Source organism: Mucilaginibacter ginsenosidivorans (assembly GCF_007971025.1).
GTDB classification, from domain to species: domain Bacteria; phylum Bacteroidota; class Bacteroidia; order Sphingobacteriales; family Sphingobacteriaceae; genus Mucilaginibacter; species Mucilaginibacter ginsenosidivorans.
This window is the reverse complement of sequence record NZ_CP042436.1, coordinates 3,132,328-3,149,419: the sequence shown is the minus strand read 5'-3', so window position 1 is coordinate 3,149,419 and position 17,092 is coordinate 3,132,328. Positions and strand designations below refer to the sequence as shown.

8 protein-coding genes and 2 tRNA genes are annotated in these 17,092 nt (G+C 45.7%); 3 read left to right on the top strand and 7 right to left on the bottom strand.

The genetic code is table 11. The annotated features are described in order from the left end of the window. Positions 1–8 precede the first annotated feature (8 nt). The 4 genes from FRZ54_RS14410 to FRZ54_RS14395 all read right to left on the bottom strand — a co-directional run bounded on the left by FRZ54_RS14410 (position 9) and on the right by FRZ54_RS14395 (position 4,044). Positions 9–446, bottom strand: coding sequence for a phage tail protein (locus FRZ54_RS14410; RefSeq protein ID WP_147032288.1), 438 nt, complete (start codon positions 444–446; stop codon positions 9–11). A 47-nt stretch (positions 447–493) separates the two neighbouring features. Further along, positions 494–2,602: a phage tail sheath C-terminal domain-containing protein gene (locus FRZ54_RS14405; RefSeq protein WP_228462496.1), complete on the bottom strand. Its 2,109-nt coding sequence runs from the start codon at positions 2,600–2,602 to the stop codon at positions 494–496. A gap of 75 nt (positions 2,603–2,677) precedes the next feature. Beyond that, positions 2,678–3,463, bottom strand: a complete 786-nt coding sequence (locus FRZ54_RS14400; protein ID WP_147032287.1) for a hypothetical protein — start codon at positions 3,461–3,463, stop codon at positions 2,678–2,680. A 5-nt stretch (positions 3,464–3,468) separates the two neighbouring features. Continuing rightward, on the bottom strand, positions 3,469–4,044 hold the full coding sequence (locus FRZ54_RS14395; protein ID WP_147032286.1) for a DUF4255 domain-containing protein: 576 nt from the start codon (positions 4,042–4,044) through the stop codon (positions 3,469–3,471). 118 nt (positions 4,045–4,162) lie between these two features. Between FRZ54_RS14395 and FRZ54_RS14390 the strand changes: the two genes are divergently transcribed. From FRZ54_RS14390 to FRZ54_RS14380, 3 genes are all read left to right on the top strand, one after another. After that, the gene (locus FRZ54_RS14390; protein WP_147032285.1) at positions 4,163–5,599 is read left to right on the top strand and encodes a contractile injection system tape measure protein; all 1,437 of its coding nucleotides are present in this window, start codon (positions 4,163–4,165) and stop codon (positions 5,597–5,599) included. Beyond that, positions 5,565–6,929 carry an ATP-binding protein gene (locus FRZ54_RS14385; protein WP_147032284.1) on the top strand — a complete coding sequence of 455 codons (1,365 nt, stop codon included), beginning with the start codon at positions 5,565–5,567 and terminating at the stop codon, positions 6,927–6,929. Before FRZ54_RS14390 ends, FRZ54_RS14385 begins: the two co-directional genes overlap by 35 nt. Before the next feature lie 139 nt (positions 6,930–7,068). Next, the gene (locus FRZ54_RS14380) at positions 7,069–15,000 is read left to right on the top strand and encodes an eCIS core domain-containing protein (RefSeq protein ID WP_147032283.1); all 7,932 of its coding nucleotides are present in this window, start codon (positions 7,069–7,071) and stop codon (positions 14,998–15,000) included. A 380-nt stretch (positions 15,001–15,380) separates the two neighbouring features. Here FRZ54_RS14380 and FRZ54_RS14375 read toward each other — a convergent pair. From FRZ54_RS14375 to FRZ54_RS14365, 3 genes are all read right to left on the bottom strand, one after another. Then, positions 15,381–15,458: transfer RNA gene (locus tag FRZ54_RS14375), tRNA-Ile, on the bottom strand. 11 nt (positions 15,459–15,469) lie between these two features. Continuing rightward, positions 15,470–15,542 (bottom strand) — tRNA-Pro (locus FRZ54_RS14370). A 192-nt stretch (positions 15,543–15,734) separates the two neighbouring features. Beyond that, complete coding sequence (locus FRZ54_RS14365; RefSeq protein ID WP_147032282.1) at positions 15,735–17,030, bottom strand: glycoside hydrolase; 1,296 nt, start codon at positions 17,028–17,030, stop codon at positions 15,735–15,737. Positions 17,031–17,092: the final 62 nt, after the last annotated feature.

Genomic DNA, 17,092 nt, shown 5'->3' with positions numbered 1-17,092 from the left:
ATGTTTACTTAATTATTATTTTCAACACTAATGCCTTCATGGGCCAGCTCAAGGGTTTCAATACTTACTTCGTTACCGGTTGCCTTAAGCGACCCTCCGTCGGTTTTAACGGGCCACGCATTACGCACACGCCATACAATAACCGGCTCATGGTTTTCATTAAGCAGGCTAATGGTTACGTCGCGCCGGTCTATCTTATTTAACTGGTGCGTATTCCACCAGCTGAAAAACTCGTTGTCGCCTTTAGTTACGCCCCGTTTTAAGGTGATATTACCGTATTTTTGCATACCGGGCATTTTGATAGTACTATAGTCCGGCATGCTTCCGTCGCGGTATTCAATAATTTGTGTTTCAATATTCAACCCGGAGACCTCAGAGAACCCGATATTCGTACCGCCCCATTCAACGCGGAAGTGGAAGACAGGTATAGGATATTTAGTTGCCATAAGCTTTTTAATTAAAAATCAATTTTATAAGTTAAATACCATAATAATTATTGCTGGAGTTTGTGAGAGAACCTCAGTATAACAAATTCAGCCGGCCTTACCGCAGCCATTCCGATCTCGACGATCAGTCGCCCCTCGAGAATGTCCTGCGATGTCATTGTAATTCCAAGGCCGCAGTTTATATAATATGCCTGTTCGGGCTTGGCTCCGGCCAGCGCGCCTTGTCGCCACTGGTTATTTAAGAAATTGTCGATCTGGCCGCGGATACGCGCCCAGGTGTTGGCATCATTCGGTTCAAACACGCACCACGATGTGCTTTTCTTACAACTTTCTTCAACAAAACTAAAAAACCTCCGTACCGATATATATCGCCACTCGTTGTCGTTACCGGCCAGCGTTCTTACGCCCCATACTAAAATACCTTTCCCGTAAAATGCCCGGATAGCATTGATTGACTTACCGGCATTAGGATCGACATTTAATCCTTCCTGGGTATCATCGTCAATAAGTTCGCTTACATCGCTGACGGAATTGATAGACACATTTCCGGGAGCTTTCCATACGCCCCTGTCCCTGTCAACAGATGCATAAACACCAGCTACCGCACCCGATGGCGGCAGGGTATTGATGGATGTATTCAGTACCGACAAAATTGAATTATAGATCGGCAGATCGGGCGTTAAAGCATCCTCAGTGGCCGATTCTAATGCTAAACCTATGCTGACAACAGAATCTAGACCGCTCTTCGCAGCCCGGAAAATTTGTGTCAGTGCGTTTAATGCCTGCGTTCCCTTATCAAGAAGGGTTGCACCGTTAATCAGGCCGCTATCAACGGCTGCAGCCGGCACCCATTTGGCATCTGTAAAAAGGGTAAAATCGACAACGGCCATGGAAGCAGCCGTATTGGAAATATCCGGTGTAGCTATACGATAGGCTTCGTTGTCAAGATTTCTGAACGTTTGTAAACTGGTTTTCAGGTTGCTGGCCAAAAAGTCCTCCACGGCTGCTCTTAAAACCGTCGACCCTATAACCCTGGTGATTATGGGCAGCGCGGCAGTAGGCGTTGCAGGTGTGGCCGTGTTTATTTTATTTGTTGGGGTAGCATGATTAACAACAAACCCTTCAAATTGCGCATACAGGTAATAGACAAATTCAAAGGCCGCTTTTAATTGAACCAATCTTGCGGCGTCATTCGCGGCTCCGTTAAATGCATTTACAATTGCCTGGTAACTGGCGTCCAGTTTTGAGCTGCTGAAAGTATCAGTGGCCGGCGCCCCCGTATAAACTGCCAGCCTCGAATTCATAAGGTCGTTGCTGGCGTATACAGTTGAAAAAGTATCAAGCTTTGTTTTAATTGGTGTTCCGCTTGCATCCTTGTCACTATCCTTAAAAAGCGATTTTAATGCCAGTGCCGTCCCCGTGCTATCGAAAAGGTTTTTCATTATATCACGCAGCCTGAATGTTTTATCGTAAATAGTTTTTACGTAGGGCGAATAGGCCGCACCGTATTTAAGATTATTCATCCCGATCTTGCTCCGGAAAAGATCCGCTTCTTCTTCCACCAGTTTAGTGGGGTCATCAGGCACGTCCAGCACAGCAAAGCGGTCGCCCAGGTCGCCGCATTGTTTTAATGCGGCCTGCTGTATGCCGGCAATTTTGTCCCAGTCGACAGCGCCGCCCGTTTTTATATTTACGGCATCGGGGAACAGCAGGATGGTTGGCTCATCAAATTTTCGTACTTCTGCCAGCCCTTCCGTAATTTTAGTGGCGCGTGTGGCATCATTATCGTTGCTGCTGTATTTATCTACCGAACAGATATAGCAAACGCCCCCGCCGTTATCAAAAAACAGCCTCATACTATCGTACAAATTGTAAATACTGTTGTTGACAACCGTTGTTGAAGTGTCGACCACGTTATTAATATCAAGCTGCACATGGATTGATGAATAAGATGGCCCCTGACCAAAATATTGCACATAGTCAAGCAGGCTTGATATCCTTGTGGGTTTTTTGATGAGGTCATCAGCAACAAATCTTTGAGCTTTCTCAGTATAGCCAATGAACGCCGGAACGGCTGTATCTACTTCGGCTACTGACGGCGGAAGTTTTGTAATTTCTTCCACATAAACATTCGGAGTTTTGTACGTACCTGCCATAATGAAATTGATTAAATAATGAATGTTATTATCTATTGCTGATCCAGCAATTTGTTTTTAGTATAAATAGCAATTTTATGCCTGCGGAATAAGCAAATCAAACTCGGCAAAGCTTGTATCCGCAAGGCTCGTCTTATATTCCAAAAAGTCATTTTTTAATACACGCACAAGCGAAATGCTGTCTAAAATTTCCGCATCGCTCACAATAAAAAATTTCTTTATGAAATTACCGGCTTTAAAACTATAAATTCCGGGCTCCAAGCCCGAAGCATCCACACTAAACGCAAACTCAGGTATAGCAGAAACTCCGTCAATGCTTTTATCATTGAGGAGTGTAGGAGGTATATTCAAATCAACAAGGGCATTTTTTTCATCCCGTATTTCAAGCGCAGCATAAGCCGAGGTAAGCCCGGTCTGCGCCTGGGTTACTGTAAAAGTAAAAACAGGGGTAATAATTTTTACATCTTCCTGTATTGAAACGGTAGGCGCGCCGCCGGAAACAGAGATCAAAGCGTTGTATAACACCGGGAAACCGATGTCTTTTGCTATGGTAGCCGTCGAATGAAATTTCAGGTTCTTTATTTTTTCCTTGTCGGAAAACCCGATACTCAGATAGAAATATTCGTCGGTATCAATAACGATAGCGGGCACACAATCAACCGGTGCATTTGCCGGCATCTCTTTGCCCTCGAAATAAATATTGGCCACATTACCCTTAAATTGTGGTTTTAATTTAAGATCGGACATGGTACCAAGGCTGAAAGCCGGCGCCGTTAGCGTAATTCCATCAGAAATAATACCTATACCCGCCAGGTTATAGGACGTTGTAAACGAAAAAAGAGGTTTGTAGCGGGTAACCATCGTTTTTAATTTTCAAATTTTTTCTGGATTACATCTATTCCAACCGCCCTTACCTCTCCTGATGTATCAAGCACTCTGTTTGCCTGTATCGCTATAACACGTATTTTATATAATAAACATGGGGAAAGTTTTTCGCCGAGCGCCTGCCACATATTGCTGTTTTGTTCAATAGTCTGGCTGTACAGGTCAACCACTATTTGTTGTAGTGGTTCATAAGCAGGCTTTATAAAATCCGGTTTTGTAAAAACATATTTCCCCTGTAAAACAGTTACCACATTGGCCAACTGCTTTAAAGCTTCCTCATAGTTTTTCCCATCATACTGATAGGTAACAAGAACGTATAAGTTTAAACGAATTTCGGGATTAACAGTAGAGTAAAAGTCATCCCCGGGGTTTACACGCCGGTTATGATTTACTTCTTTTAATATTTTTTCTTCTTCTATGTTTAAAAGAGAAAGGTGGATCTTGTCTTTCTCTATATCTGTATCCTTGGTTATGTTTCCTAAAACGACAGGGTTGGCCGGGCTGGTTATTTCCTGATTCAAGAAATCTCTCAAAAATTTCATTGCTACATCAAGCATAACAAAGAACAGGTTTATATAAACGAATCTAAATTAAAAAAAACTATTCTGCAATAGTTTTAACCTTTTCTAAAAAAAAATTAAATTAGATGAAATAATTATTTCAAAGGAAATAATAATGCAAAAACATCATATCAACAGGGTACTTTTGCACTTCTCGTTTGCTCCAGAGGAAAAAAACACAGCCCTGCTGCAAACAAAAAAAATTTTTTACGACAACACTCTTCCGCTTATCAGCTCCATTTTTGACAAAACAGAGAAAAATATTTACATCGACAAGCTGGAAATCGACGTCGGTAAAATAACCGAATCGGAGTTCTCAGAAAAATTTTCCGCGGCTTTAACCGAGGCCTTATCAAGGCTCTCTTTTCAAACCACTCATCAAAATAAATATGAGCCAAAAGCCGGCTTTAGTGCAGATGAAATTACGGGCCTGCTTGTTGAAGACCTGGTTTTCTTTTTGAAAAGCGGTTACTGGCCATGGTACGTTCAACGGAAACCGGAAGAAGAGATCAGGGAAATGATCATCGCTTTTTGGGAGCATAAAGAACTTGTTTTCGCATTATTCAGTAAGATCAAAGCTGATCATTTAATTAATGTACAAAGAATTACTTACCTGGCGGCAGATTCGAAAAAGCTAAAAAGCACATTGTATGAAGCATTTTTAATGATACACCCCTATTTGAAAGAAATTTCTTTTTTTTTCAAGGAGGTTTATTCAAAAGTTATTGCCGGCGATCAATACTTAAATGCAGCTTTCATTAATAAACTGTATCGTTACAGGTCGCTCGAAACCATTGGCGACTTTAAAAACTTTGTTGCCGAACTGCTTGAGAAAAATCTCAACAGCAGTATAAAATTGCCATTGCAGGTTCAGCAAACCGCAGGCAACATTAAACAGCTTTTGCTGCAGCAGGATGTGGTTGTAAAAGACAAATTATTGCCATTGCTTGAAAAGCTATTTTCAACAGGCAACAAATTTTACAATGCTGCCGAATCAACCAATCCTTCAAACAATACCGTTTTTCAACCGGGCACCGAAGAAGATAAAATAAGCATTGGCAATGCCGGCCTTATTTTGTTGCATCCGTATTTACCCTTCATGTTCAGAGAACTGGGCTGGGTTGATAAAGGGAACAATTTTATTGATCAGAAAGCGCAGCAAAAAGCTATCCTGTTTCTTCAATTTTTGATCAATGGTAAAAGCAGCCAGCCGGAGCATCTTTTGGTTTTAAATAAAATACTGTGCGGATGGCCAATTGACTTACCTTTAGATATAAAAAGACATCAATTCTCTGAAGCGGAAAAGAAAGAAGGGATGGAAATGCTGGACAGTTTGATCGAACACTGGTCGGCTTTGAGAAATACTTCGCGGAACGGGTTGATAAAAAGTTTTATTACAAGGGATGGGCTGCTGCAAAAAAGAGAGGACGGTTTCCTGGTACAGGTCGAAAAAAGCACCATTGATATATTGATCGAATTTCTGCCCTTTGGGATCCTTACTATAAAGTTACCATGGAATGAGTACATTATTTACACTGAATGGACATACTGATTTAAAAGGGCCGGATGTTGCTTTTGTAGAAAAGCAAATTGAATGGCTAAGCAATGTAATTGATACCAGGCTTAAGATATATTTTGGTCATGAAGCGTCGTGGGCCGAAATTGAAGACGTGCCGGATGAACAAAACGACTGGTACAAAACATTCTTCAAAAACCAGCAATTGTCATTTGCCGATAAAGTAATGCTATGGTTAAGCATGGCGCCCGTACTAAAGCCGCAGCTGCTTGATTTTTTTTATGTCAAAAACCAGGATATTGACACCCGCTTTTCAGAGTTCGGTGCTTTCAAGGCAGCCCAGCTAAACGGCCTGGTCCCAACCATGGATACGCTGTTGTTTATTTTAAGCGGCGACGATCTGCAAAAGCGCATTTTTTATCTCAATCATTTCGGGCGCGATCATTTTCTCTTTTCGTCACACCTTATACAATTAGAAAGCCCTTCTGCTGCCGAACCTTTCACCGCTTCGGTTATCGTAGCCGCCGAAGATCTGATCGAGATCATACTCAGGGGAAAAGAGTACGCCCCCGAATTCTCGCATTCGTTTCCTGCAAAAAGGCTTACCACCGAACAAAACTGGGACGAACTGGTATTGGAAAAAAAGACGCTTGTTCATATCGAGGAGATCAGGACGTGGATAGAAGTTGGCAATGAAATGCTGAATACCTTTGATTTGCGCAGCAAATTAAAACCGGGTTACAGAAGCCTGTTTTTCGGCCCTCCGGGAACAGGTAAAACTTTTACCGCCGCCCTGCTTGGCAAATACACCGGTTACGACGTTTACCGCATCGACCTTTCGCTCATCATCAGCAAATACATTGGCGAAACAGAAAAGAACCTTACCAGGATATTCGACAGGGCAGAACATAAAAAATGGATCTTGTTTTTTGACGAAGCAGATGCACTATTTGGCAAAAGGACGCAGGTAAAAGACTCTCACGACCGCTACGCGAACCAGGAAGTCTCGTTTTTACTGCAACGTGTTGAAGATTACAGCGGCCTGGTTATTCTTGCCACAAACCTTAAATCAAATATCGATGAAGCATTTGCCAGGCGTTTTCAAAGCATCATCGATTTTCATATGCCGTCGCCTAAAGAACGGCTATTGATATGGCAGAAGACATTTTCACAAAAAACAAAATTTGCCGATGACGTTGATCTTAGCCTGATCAGCGCTGATTTTGAGATCAGCGGCGGCAGCATTACCAATGTGGTTCGCTATTGTTCATTACTTGCAATAAAAAGGGAAAACAGAATTATTCATCATGCCGATATTATTGAAGGCATCCGCAGAGAATTTTTAAAGGAAGGAAAGACCATTTAAGGGTTTATACCTGGCCCGGGGCTTCTCCCTCTTCTATAATAAATAAGGCATATCAAAAAAAGCCGACTTAAAATAATAAAGGGGTATTGATTGAGAAATTATTTCCCTTTAATTTTAAATTAAATTTACGCCTGTTCTCATGCCAGTAAAAGCTGCTACGACAAAATCACGCGCAGTAAATTTATTGACCCCGGCAAAAACCGGTGGCGGCAGAGCTATACAACGTAAAACTCAGGTATCTCCCCTCCCCGCCACAATTCAGCGAAAAGAACAACCGGGCGGCTGGGCGCACCGCCGGCCGCAGAAAGCAGTTAGCGGCAGGTCGCTCATTCAACCCAAGGTAAACATCCACGCCGCAAATGATCATTTTGAAAAAGAAGCCGATCATGTGGCAGATAAAGCCACGGGCAACCAACCGGCATCTGCGGGCACGCGCATAACCAGTATTAAAAGCGGCACCCAAAGCAAGGGTGTTGAATGCCAAAGCAAAAGCATACAATCTAAAATAAACAATCCCGGGTCGCCCGACGTATTACACAGCGGCGATGCCAGCCCGCCATTGCCCGATATCCATACAACCCACCCGTTAACTGCTGTACTTTCTAACCAGAGTACGAGGGGAAGTCCTTTGCCGGCACCTGCCCGCAGGCAAATGGAAAACCGTATAGGTGCAAACTTTGAAAATGTTCGCATTCATACCGGGCAGGAAAGCCATGATGCCAGCGCATCTATTGGTGCAAGGGCATTTACCCAGGGTGCAAATATCCATTTTGCAAACGGACAGTTTAACCCAAACACAAGGTCCGGCCAGCATCTTTTAGCGCATGAGCTAACACACACCGTTCAGCAGGGAGCAAGCCCTGCAACCACCAGCACCGTTTCCACAATTCAGCGAAGCACCACCAGCCACGCTCCTTCCGACCCGGGCACCCTGCCTTCGGAGGCCAGGGGTCCGCCGCTTCAAACCAAATGCGGTGATACCACTATCCAATGTTCATTTGTAGATACCGCCATCTCAAGGATCGGCGACCTGCTCGACGACCTGCCTTCGATCACAGAAGGTATTGAAGGTGCGAAAAGATGGCTGATGGGAAAGGCACGCCGCTTTGCGGGCTTTATTCCGGGTTATAGTGCCTTAGGCGTAGTTATGGGACAGGACCCTATAACCGGCGAGCGCATTGAACAAAATGGAAGAAATTTTATTAATGCTGCGCTTGATATTATTCCCGGCGGCAGCCTTCTAAAACAAAAGCTGGAAGAACTTGGCGCCATTGACCGGGCAGCCGCATGGATTGACCAGCAGATACAAACCCTTAGCGGTATTGTTGCCAATATACGCAGTGATTTTACCACTGCCTGGAACGCCCTGGGCCTAACTTCTATCCTGGATGGCCCGCTGAATGTTCTCCGAAACCTTGGCGGTATTTTTGAACGGGCGATCACCGGTATCGTCGGCTTTGCTGAAAGAGCGGCATCGGAGCTACTTTCCATAGTAAAAGAATTCCTTCTCACACAGATCGTCGACTTTATAAAAACGCGCACCAATGCCTATGAATTGTTAAAAGTAATTATAGGCCATGATCCGGTGACGGGAGAAAATGTAGCGGCAAATGGCACCACCATACTGAATGCGCTGCTTGAATTGGGCGGCGAACAAGGCAGGGAGCAACGCAGGCAAATGGAAGATACTGGCTCGTTCCAGAAAGCGGCAGATTGGATTGACAGGGGCATCGCAGTATTTGGCAACCTATATCAAACTATAAGAGACAATTTCGGACTGATATGGAACGCCGTTTCTATAGACAGCCTGATGCATCCTGTTGATACGTTTAACCGGCTGTACGAAAAATTTGCCGAACCGGTAAGGCAGGTATTGAATTTTGTTGGCGAAACCCTTGTGGTAATACTCGGGTTTATCAAAGAAGCGCTGCTGGGACGCTTGTCTGCCTGGGCCCAAACGGTAAGGGGCTACGCATTGGTAACCGTGTTGATAGGTAAAGATCCGTTTACTAACGCTGTGGTACCAAGAAGCATCCCCAACATCATCCGCGGCTTTATGAGCCTGATGGAAGGCGGCGAGGAACAATACAGGCAAATGGAAGAAAGCGGCGCCATTGCCAGGACTACAGCGCGCATTAATGCAGCAGTGGCGAGGTTAAATATGACACCGGCCTCTGTTCTGCAGCTATTTATCGACCTGTGGAACTCGTTCAGCTTCAACGATCTTACCAGCCCTGTACAGGCCTTCCACAGGATCATTGACCGGTTTGGCGAGCCGATAGCAAGGCTGATCGCTTTCATTGTTGAGATCGTAAAGATCGTGATCGAAGTATTGCTCCAGGTAATGAACTTCCCTACCGATCTGATCAATAATATTATTACCCGGGCCATGGCGGCGTTTGAACGGATCAAGCGCGATCCTGTCGCCTTCCTCAGGAATTTGCTAAGGGCAATAAAACAGGGCTTTATCCAATTCTTCGACCATATTGGCACACATCTTATGAATGGCCTGGTAGGATGGCTGATGAGTGAACTACGGGATGCAAATATCCCTCCGCTTACAGATTTCTCGTTGCGGGGAGTAATCGGGTGGGTACTGCAGGTACTGGGCATCAGCATGGAAGCTATCTGGACTAAACTTGCGGCACATCCAAGAGTAGGGCCCGAACGGGTTGCCAGGCTGCGTAGTATGATCAATACCCTCGAAGGCATCTGGACATTTATCCGCGATGTCCAGGAAAGAGGGATGGCCGCTATATGGGATAAGATACAGGAACAACTGAGCAATCTGTGGAACACCGTATTGGATGCAGTAAAGAACTGGATCATGGAAAGGATCATTTCTCAGGTAACCGCAAGGCTATTGAGTATGCTCGACCCCACCGGCATTATGGCGGTTATCAACAGCGCTATAGCCATTTACCATGCCGTGCAAAGCTTTATCCGCTATCTGCGGCAGATACTGGAAGTGATCAATTCATTTGTAAATGGCGTGGCAGATATTGCAGAAGGAAATGTTTCTACAGCAGCCAATTACCTTGAAAGAACAATGGACCGTGCAATGCCTATAGTTATAGGCTTCCTGGCCAACCAGGTAGGGTTAAGCGGTATAGGCAGAAGAATTGGCGAAATGATAACCCGGGTGAGGGAGATGGTGGACCGTGCATTGACCTGGCTGGTGAACAGGGCGGTAAATACGGGAATGAACATACTTGACCGGGTAATGGCCGCCGGGCGAAGCGCTGTGCGTGCCGTTTTGGGATGGCTTGGCATAAGGAAAGAGTTCAGGGCCAACAATGGAGAATCGCATGAACTTTACTTTGAGGGCGCAAATGAACAAACATCCAATTTATGGGTGGCAAGCCGGGAACCGATGAGGTACTCTGTCTTCTTAGATAGAATTAATGCCGTAGCTTCAGGCGGCGACCAAACAAGAATTGCTCAAAAACAAGCAGCGCGGGCCAAACTCGATGAAATAGAAACCGCCAAAAACAGGCCTCTCGACAGTTCGGTGCCCGAAGAACAGGCAAGGTCGGCTAAATATGACATTGTCAACGCGAAAGTAATAGAGCTGAGTGTTTTAACTGCACCGCTTTTTGGCGGTCCGGCGCTGCCGCTGGTATTTAATTATAGTGGATTAAATGCCGAGGGCTTTGCCACCGGCATGACCATAAGGAACCTGAATAAAAACAACCGTCCGCCGGTTGGCAGTTCCCCCGGGGTGTCTAATGCCGCGTATGAAAAGCTTGATCACAGGAGGAGGCGCAATGGCAGCTATTACATAAAAGGACACTTATTGAATGGTTATTTAGGTGGCACAGGGTTGGATTTCAGGAACCTGACACCGCTGTCAAGAACAGGAAACGGCAATCACGAAAGAGAGGTTGAAAGAAAAGTCATTGAGAAAATAGACCAGGGTAAGACGGTAGAATATATTGTTACACCGGTGTATGGCTCCAGGTCTTTCCCAACAGACCTTCAAATTACAAATTCGACTTTGGATACGCAGCGAAAAGCAAGGCTGGGAGAAGTTATTTCTACGGAAAACCTTGTGCCTTTAGGATTAGAGTGCGTTGCCAATGTGTTAAATGAAGCAAGCGGGCAATACGATACCCCGATCGTGCACGAAACGGTAACAAATCCGGTTGAATCTACGGTTTCATCTTACGAGATACAGCCAAAACTGAAAAACGCTGTCTCGACCACGCATCATGAAAAAGAGGCAGATCGTGTGGCGCATAAAGTAGTGAGCCGCGAAATATCTGCACCGGTGCCTATCAGCAAGATTACGCCGGCTGCGCGCCCATCACCTGCACCGGTGGCACTGGCCGCTGCTGCGCCGCCTGCACGGGCAAGCCCATTGCCGGTTGATACCCGCAGGCAAATGGAAAAACACATGGGCGCCGACTTTAGCAATGTGCGCATCCATACCGGGGAAGCAAGCCAAAAGGCAAATGCAGCTATAGGTTCGCGTGCATTTACGCAAGGCGCCAATATTCATTTTGCACAAGGCGAGTTCAATCCGGGTACCCGGAGCGGCAAACAGTTGCTTGCGCACGAATTAACACACACCGTGCAGCAGGGGGCTGCTCATCAAAATACAACGGGTATTGCCGAAACGGGTAAAAAAGTAACCCAGGTTCAGGCCACGAAAAAAGATGCGGTGATTCCCGCAGCAAAACCGGTTGCCGATCATGGCGTAGCTGCGCCCGGTGATGCGGCCAAAGCGCCAGCAGGTAAAGCGGTCAAAAAGAAATCGCCGTCGTCGCCTGAAGAAGACCCTGCATTCCAGAGAACAGTAGGTAAGGCACATGCCAGGGCAAATGAACAAAGGGCGCATGCTCCTCCGGCAGCAAAAGCCGCAGATGCCCAAAATGCCGCAGGACCGGTGCCTTTTGAAGCGCAAAGCAAGGCGCAGAACAGGAAAGCGGAAAGCATTGAAGCTGCCGGCAAAGAAGAGAAATTATTTGATGCTGCTTCCTTTAAGAAAGACCTGCTGGCAAGGATAACCGAGGTTACCCCCAAGACGCTGGAAGAAGCCGATGATTTCAAGGAACATAACAAAATTGGTGAAGTAAAAACTGAAGTTGGGCAAAAGGTATCGGCTGAAAAGGAGAACACGACAGGGCCGATGACCCACGCAACCGCCGATCCGCTGCATGTAAACGAAAGCGAGAACAAGCAGCCTGTAACCCTGCCGCCAACCAACGCAGGAAGTAGTCCGGCGTCTATCGGAGCAAAAAATGCAGCTCCGAAAGCGAAAACGGACGATGAGGTTTCCATGCAGGAACAAAGCGCCTCTCTCGATGATGAGATGAAGCAAAACAATGTCACCGAGACCCAATTACAAGGCAGCAATGAACCTACGTTCCAGAACGCGGTAAAGGAAAAGAGAAATGCGCAAAAGGATGCCATAGAAAAACCCGCTCAATACAGAAAAGATGAAAAAGCAGAATTAAAGGCCGCTGAAAGCGAAGCCAGCTCAAAAGCAGCAGGCTCATTGGCGGGCATGCATAAGGATCGGGACAAAAACTTTGCCGCCGTTATTCTTCAGCAAAACGATTCGAAGAAAAAAGACGAAGACGCGCGGGCAAAGGTGGCAAAGGATATCAATGATAAATATGCCGCCACCGAAAAAACAGTAAACGACCTGCTTACACAGGCCGAAACCTTATCAGGAAGCATTTTCGACCAGGGCGCTGAAGATGCGCGTAAGATATTTGAAGATTATACCGATAGAAAAATGCGGGCCTACAAAAACGACCGCTATTCCGGTTTGCTTGGCGGGGGTTATTGGCTGAAAGACAAGTTTATGGACCTGCCCGATGAGGTGAATGTATTTTACGTAGACGGCAAACAACTGTACCTGGATAAAATGGACCAGGTAATAACCGACGTGTCCAATGTGGTAACTGATAAGCTGAACGCCGCAAAAAAAGCTATCGACGACGGTAAAAAAGATATTGACACCTATGTTGCCGCGCTTCCGGATAATTTGAAAGAAGTTGGCACCGAAGCCGCGGATAATATCAAAGATAAATTTGACTCGCTTGAACAGGGCGTAAAAGACAAGGGCCACCAATTGATCGACGGGCTTGCCAAAAAATACGTTGACAATGTTAAAAAACTGGATGACCGGATAAACGAACTGAAGGAAGCCAACAAGGGCCTTATCAGTAAAGCCATCGGCTTATTAAAGGAGGTTTGGAAGGTTATCAAAAACATTTACCAGTTATTCAAAACCATATTACAAAAATTGGCCCAGGTGGTCGGGATCATTATAGGCGAACCCGGCAAATTCTTCAGCAACCTTGGTGCTGCCTTCAGCAAGGGATTCGACAGGTTCAAGAGCAGGCTGGGCGAGCACCTGGAAAATGGGCTGATGGCATGGCTATCCAGTCAGCTTGGCGTTCCGGACCTTAAACTCCCCGACAAATTTGATATCGCCTCCATCTTCGGTATGGTTCTGCAGGTAATGGGTATCAGCTACGCGCACATCCGCGAAAGGGCCGTTTTGCAAATAGGTGAAGAACGGGTTGCGCTGATGGAAACAACTGTGGGTATATTCCAAAGAGTGTACAAAGAAGGGTTGGGCGCGATATGGGAAATTATCAAAGAGAAATTCACCGATTTTAAGGATATGATATGGGAAGCCATAAAATCGTTCATCAGGGATGCGGTAATTAAAGCGGCCCTGGTCTTTCTATTAAGCCTGCTTAACCCGATAGCGGCTTTTGTAAAAGCCTGTATGGCCATTTATGATTTCCTGATGATGCTGGTAAGATTGAAAGACCGTATCATCGAATTATTGAATTCAATTCTCGATGCGGTGTTGACAATTGCTACCGGTAATGTTGATGCTGCCGCTGCGGCTATCGAAATGGCATTTGCCAAATCAATACCGATCATTATCGGTTTCCTCGCAGCATTACTTCATTTAAACGACCTCGGCGCAAAAGTACGGGACATAATACTTCGTATCAGGGCGAAAGTTGATAAACTGATAGATTGGCTCATCACGAAAGCCTATGCATTTGTTGGCCCTGCCGTGGAATTGGCCATGTCATTAAAAAACAAGGGGAAGGCACTGCTCGACAAAGGCAAAGAGAAGGTGGTCGCTCTCGGAAAAAGTGCCGTCGGCAAGGTTGCCGGCTGGTTGGGCATAAAGAAGAGCTTTACCGCTGATAATGGCGAAACCCATGAACTCTATTTCAAAGGCTCGTCCGATGAATCGTCCGAATTGTGGGTTGCCAGCCGTGATCCAATGAAATACGACGAGTTCCTGGCTAATATCAAGAAGGTAAGGCCCGATGGCGATAAAAAAATAATGGACAAGAAAGCCGAGGCAAAGGACCAGCTCGAGGAAGTTGAAAAGGCCAAGAACAAGCCAATAGACCCTTCCATTCCGGAAGAGAAGGCCAGGGCCGATAAGTACGATAAAGTTAATAAAGAAGTAATTAAGCTAAGCGCCATAACGGCCCATCTTTTTGGTGGTCCGCTGGAGCCGCTTGAGTTTAACTTCGGCGGGTTGACCGATAGTGGGTTTGCTACCAAAATGACCATAAGATACCTTAACAAAAATAACCGCCCGCCCGTTGGCGGCCCGCCGGGCGTATCTAACGAGGATTATAAAAAACTTAACCTCCGGCGAAACGGCGACAAGCCTTATTATGTCAAAGGGCATTTACTAAACGGATTTTTAGGTGGAACCGGCAAAGATTTCAGAAATCTCACCCCGCTGTCCATTTCAGGTAATGGTGTGCATGAAGCAAGTATCGAAAGTAAAGTTATTGAGAAAGTGGACGAAGGAAAAACGGTAGAATACATTGTTGAGCCAGATTACAGCAGCCCGATAAAACCCCCAACCAGCGCCGAAATACAAAAGTCAAATTTGTCAGCAGCAAAAAAGGCAAAAATGGAAGAGATTGTGGCCGCAGAAAAGAAGGTCCCTAAAACAATGAAATGCGAGGCCAACATTTTGAATGAAAAGAAAGGCACATTCGATACCAGTATTGTTAACACACCCATTCCTAACCCGGTCGAAACCGATCTGAAATCATACGAGTTGTAAACTGGAAAAGAATAGCTTGCGCCGTGTTCCCTGGTTCAAAGGTGTAAACAAATCCCTGCTGATTCCCTGATTTTGGCATCAAGCCCATCCGTGGAGAACCCGGGTAACAATCCCGTATCTGCGGAATTTCAGTCTGCCGCATGCACCATATTTGCTAATTTTCCTATTAAAACACGGGCAATAATATGTTATTAATAAAGAAATATCTTTACTTTTGATATAATTTGCCCTTACCCGTCAAAAGCCGGGTCAAACCAAAAAAATTCATTCCAAAAGCAGCCAACGCGCACTTTCAAAAACCATGTTTCCTGCATGGCCCTGAGCCACGATTTTCTGAACCAAAATCAGGCGCGCTGCCATTGCACCACAGGAAATTTTACTGGTGGAAATAAAAGGACTTGAACCTTTAACCATCACCGTATAAGGGTGCCGCTCTAACCTGATTGAGCTATATTTCCTTTAATATCAGTAGGGTAACCCGGACTCGAACCGAGAGCCTCTCCGTTCCAAACGGAGTAATCTGCCAATTGATATACTACCATGCAAAAATGGCCTGAAAACAAAAAATCCCCTTAGATTTTCTAAGAGGATTCAAGTGTTTTTTGATATGTTAAGTCAATACATAGCTATCCTCTCTGAAACTTCAGTTGGGGTATAAAGCTTTGTATCGATTTTGTTTTCATGCTGCAATGATACGTATTATTTTATAATATCCAAAAAAATCTTTAAAAAATTCAATGCCGCTCCTGCGGGATCTTTTTTCGCCCCTGCTGATAAACCAACAACCCAAACATAACGGCACTAAAAGCGGCATAGGCATATTGGGTACGGGATACGCCAACGCCAAACGGGAACCAGATACCCTGGATGTGCAATTCGGATAGTTCCTGCGCAAATAATCCGGTCGAGATCAGCAATACCGCAGGTAAATAGAGCCACCCCTGTTTACCCTGCTGCCGGACACCCACCCCGATGATAATAGCCAGCACCAGGGCGAATAACAAGCGTGAATAGTTAGAGATAGCCTGGAAGACAGCATGAGGGACAGTATCAGAAACCCATGGCAGACTGAAAAGCTGGCCGCACATGTAAACTAAGGTAAGCGCCAGGATAACAGGCGGTATCCAAACCGGGCGTTCAACCCTGTACCAGTCCCGCCACGCCATCAGCCAGGAGCCAAGTACCAGCGGCATTAGTATAACGAGTGTTATGATATCAATTTGATGGCTGGTTTCTGCCTGTAACCAGTAGTAAAAAGCCTGGTTTGCCCGCACCAGGCCCAGCAAAACCAAAGCGATGATAAACCATGTATGCTGTTTAACCGGTTTGCGCAATAAGGCGATGGTTACCGCCAACAGGATAAATGTGGCAAATTCGGCCACCTCTACAATATATCCCTTGATGGTTTGCCTCCATCTGAATTTGTAGCGGGCTTCTATATCGCTTTTCTTTCCAAGTTCCGGTGCAATATGGATGCCGCCTAAATCGGTGCCCTGGCTCAGTGTGGCGGCACTTACCCATACCCTGAAAGCTATGGTGATCACCTTCCTGTTACTTATGCTATCCGGTAACCCGAACATGCGCGGCTGTATGCTGTAGGCAACGGGCACCGGGCCCGAAAAGTCGCCGGCGCTCCCCAGCAATCGTCCGTCAACAAATAATTGATAAGCCTCGTCAACCGCAGGCGGACCGGCTAACGCCAAAGAATTCCCTTTTAAACTATCCAATGAGACTTTCAGGCGATACCATGCATAGCCCGAATAATCAGCATGCCCCCTTGCCGCCCAGCCGGGAACATAACCGGTGAGCCCAACGTCGCCATCGTGTGATCCCGGAGGCGCGGTCAGGTCCACCGTTTCCCACCCTGCATCATTAAAATCCGGGGCGGCCCATTGCAAACTATCACCCGTTTTAAATTTCCATGGCCCGTTAAGTATTACCGTTGGCTGCTTATGGTTGACCGCGTGGGCATCGGTAAACGCCAATAGCAGCGCCAGCAGGGTAAAAATGATCAAGTTTTTCCGGTCCATTAGTCTAACGGCTGATGACTTAAAAATGCCTCGTTTTTTTGGCTCTAAAGAATAGTTTAAAC

What these genes read in the sequence shown, in the direction of transcription:
- FRZ54_RS14410 (WP_147032288.1), bottom strand. Translation starts at nt 446, where the DNA reads ATGGCAACTAAATATCCTATACCTGTCTTCCACTTCCGCGTTGAATGG.
- FRZ54_RS14405 (WP_228462496.1), bottom strand. Translation starts at nt 2,602, where the DNA reads ATGGCAGGTACGTACAAAACTCCGAATGTTTATGTGGAAGAAATTACA.
- FRZ54_RS14400 (WP_147032287.1), bottom strand. Translation starts at nt 3,463, where the DNA reads ATGGTTACCCGCTACAAACCTCTTTTTTCGTTTACAACGTCCTATAAC.
- FRZ54_RS14395 (WP_147032286.1), bottom strand. Translation starts at nt 4,044, where the DNA reads ATGCTTGATGTAGCAATGAAATTTTTGAGAGATTTCTTGAATCAGGAA.
- FRZ54_RS14390 (WP_147032285.1), top strand. Translation starts at nt 4,163, where the DNA reads ATGCAAAAACATCATATCAACAGGGTACTTTTGCACTTCTCGTTTGCT.
- FRZ54_RS14385 (WP_147032284.1), top strand. Translation starts at nt 5,565, where the DNA reads ATGAGTACATTATTTACACTGAATGGACATACTGATTTAAAAGGGCCG.
- FRZ54_RS14380 (WP_147032283.1), top strand. Translation starts at nt 7,069, where the DNA reads ATGCCAGTAAAAGCTGCTACGACAAAATCACGCGCAGTAAATTTATTG.
- FRZ54_RS14365 (WP_147032282.1), bottom strand. Translation starts at nt 17,030, where the DNA reads ATGGACCGGAAAAACTTGATCATTTTTACCCTGCTGGCGCTGCTATTG.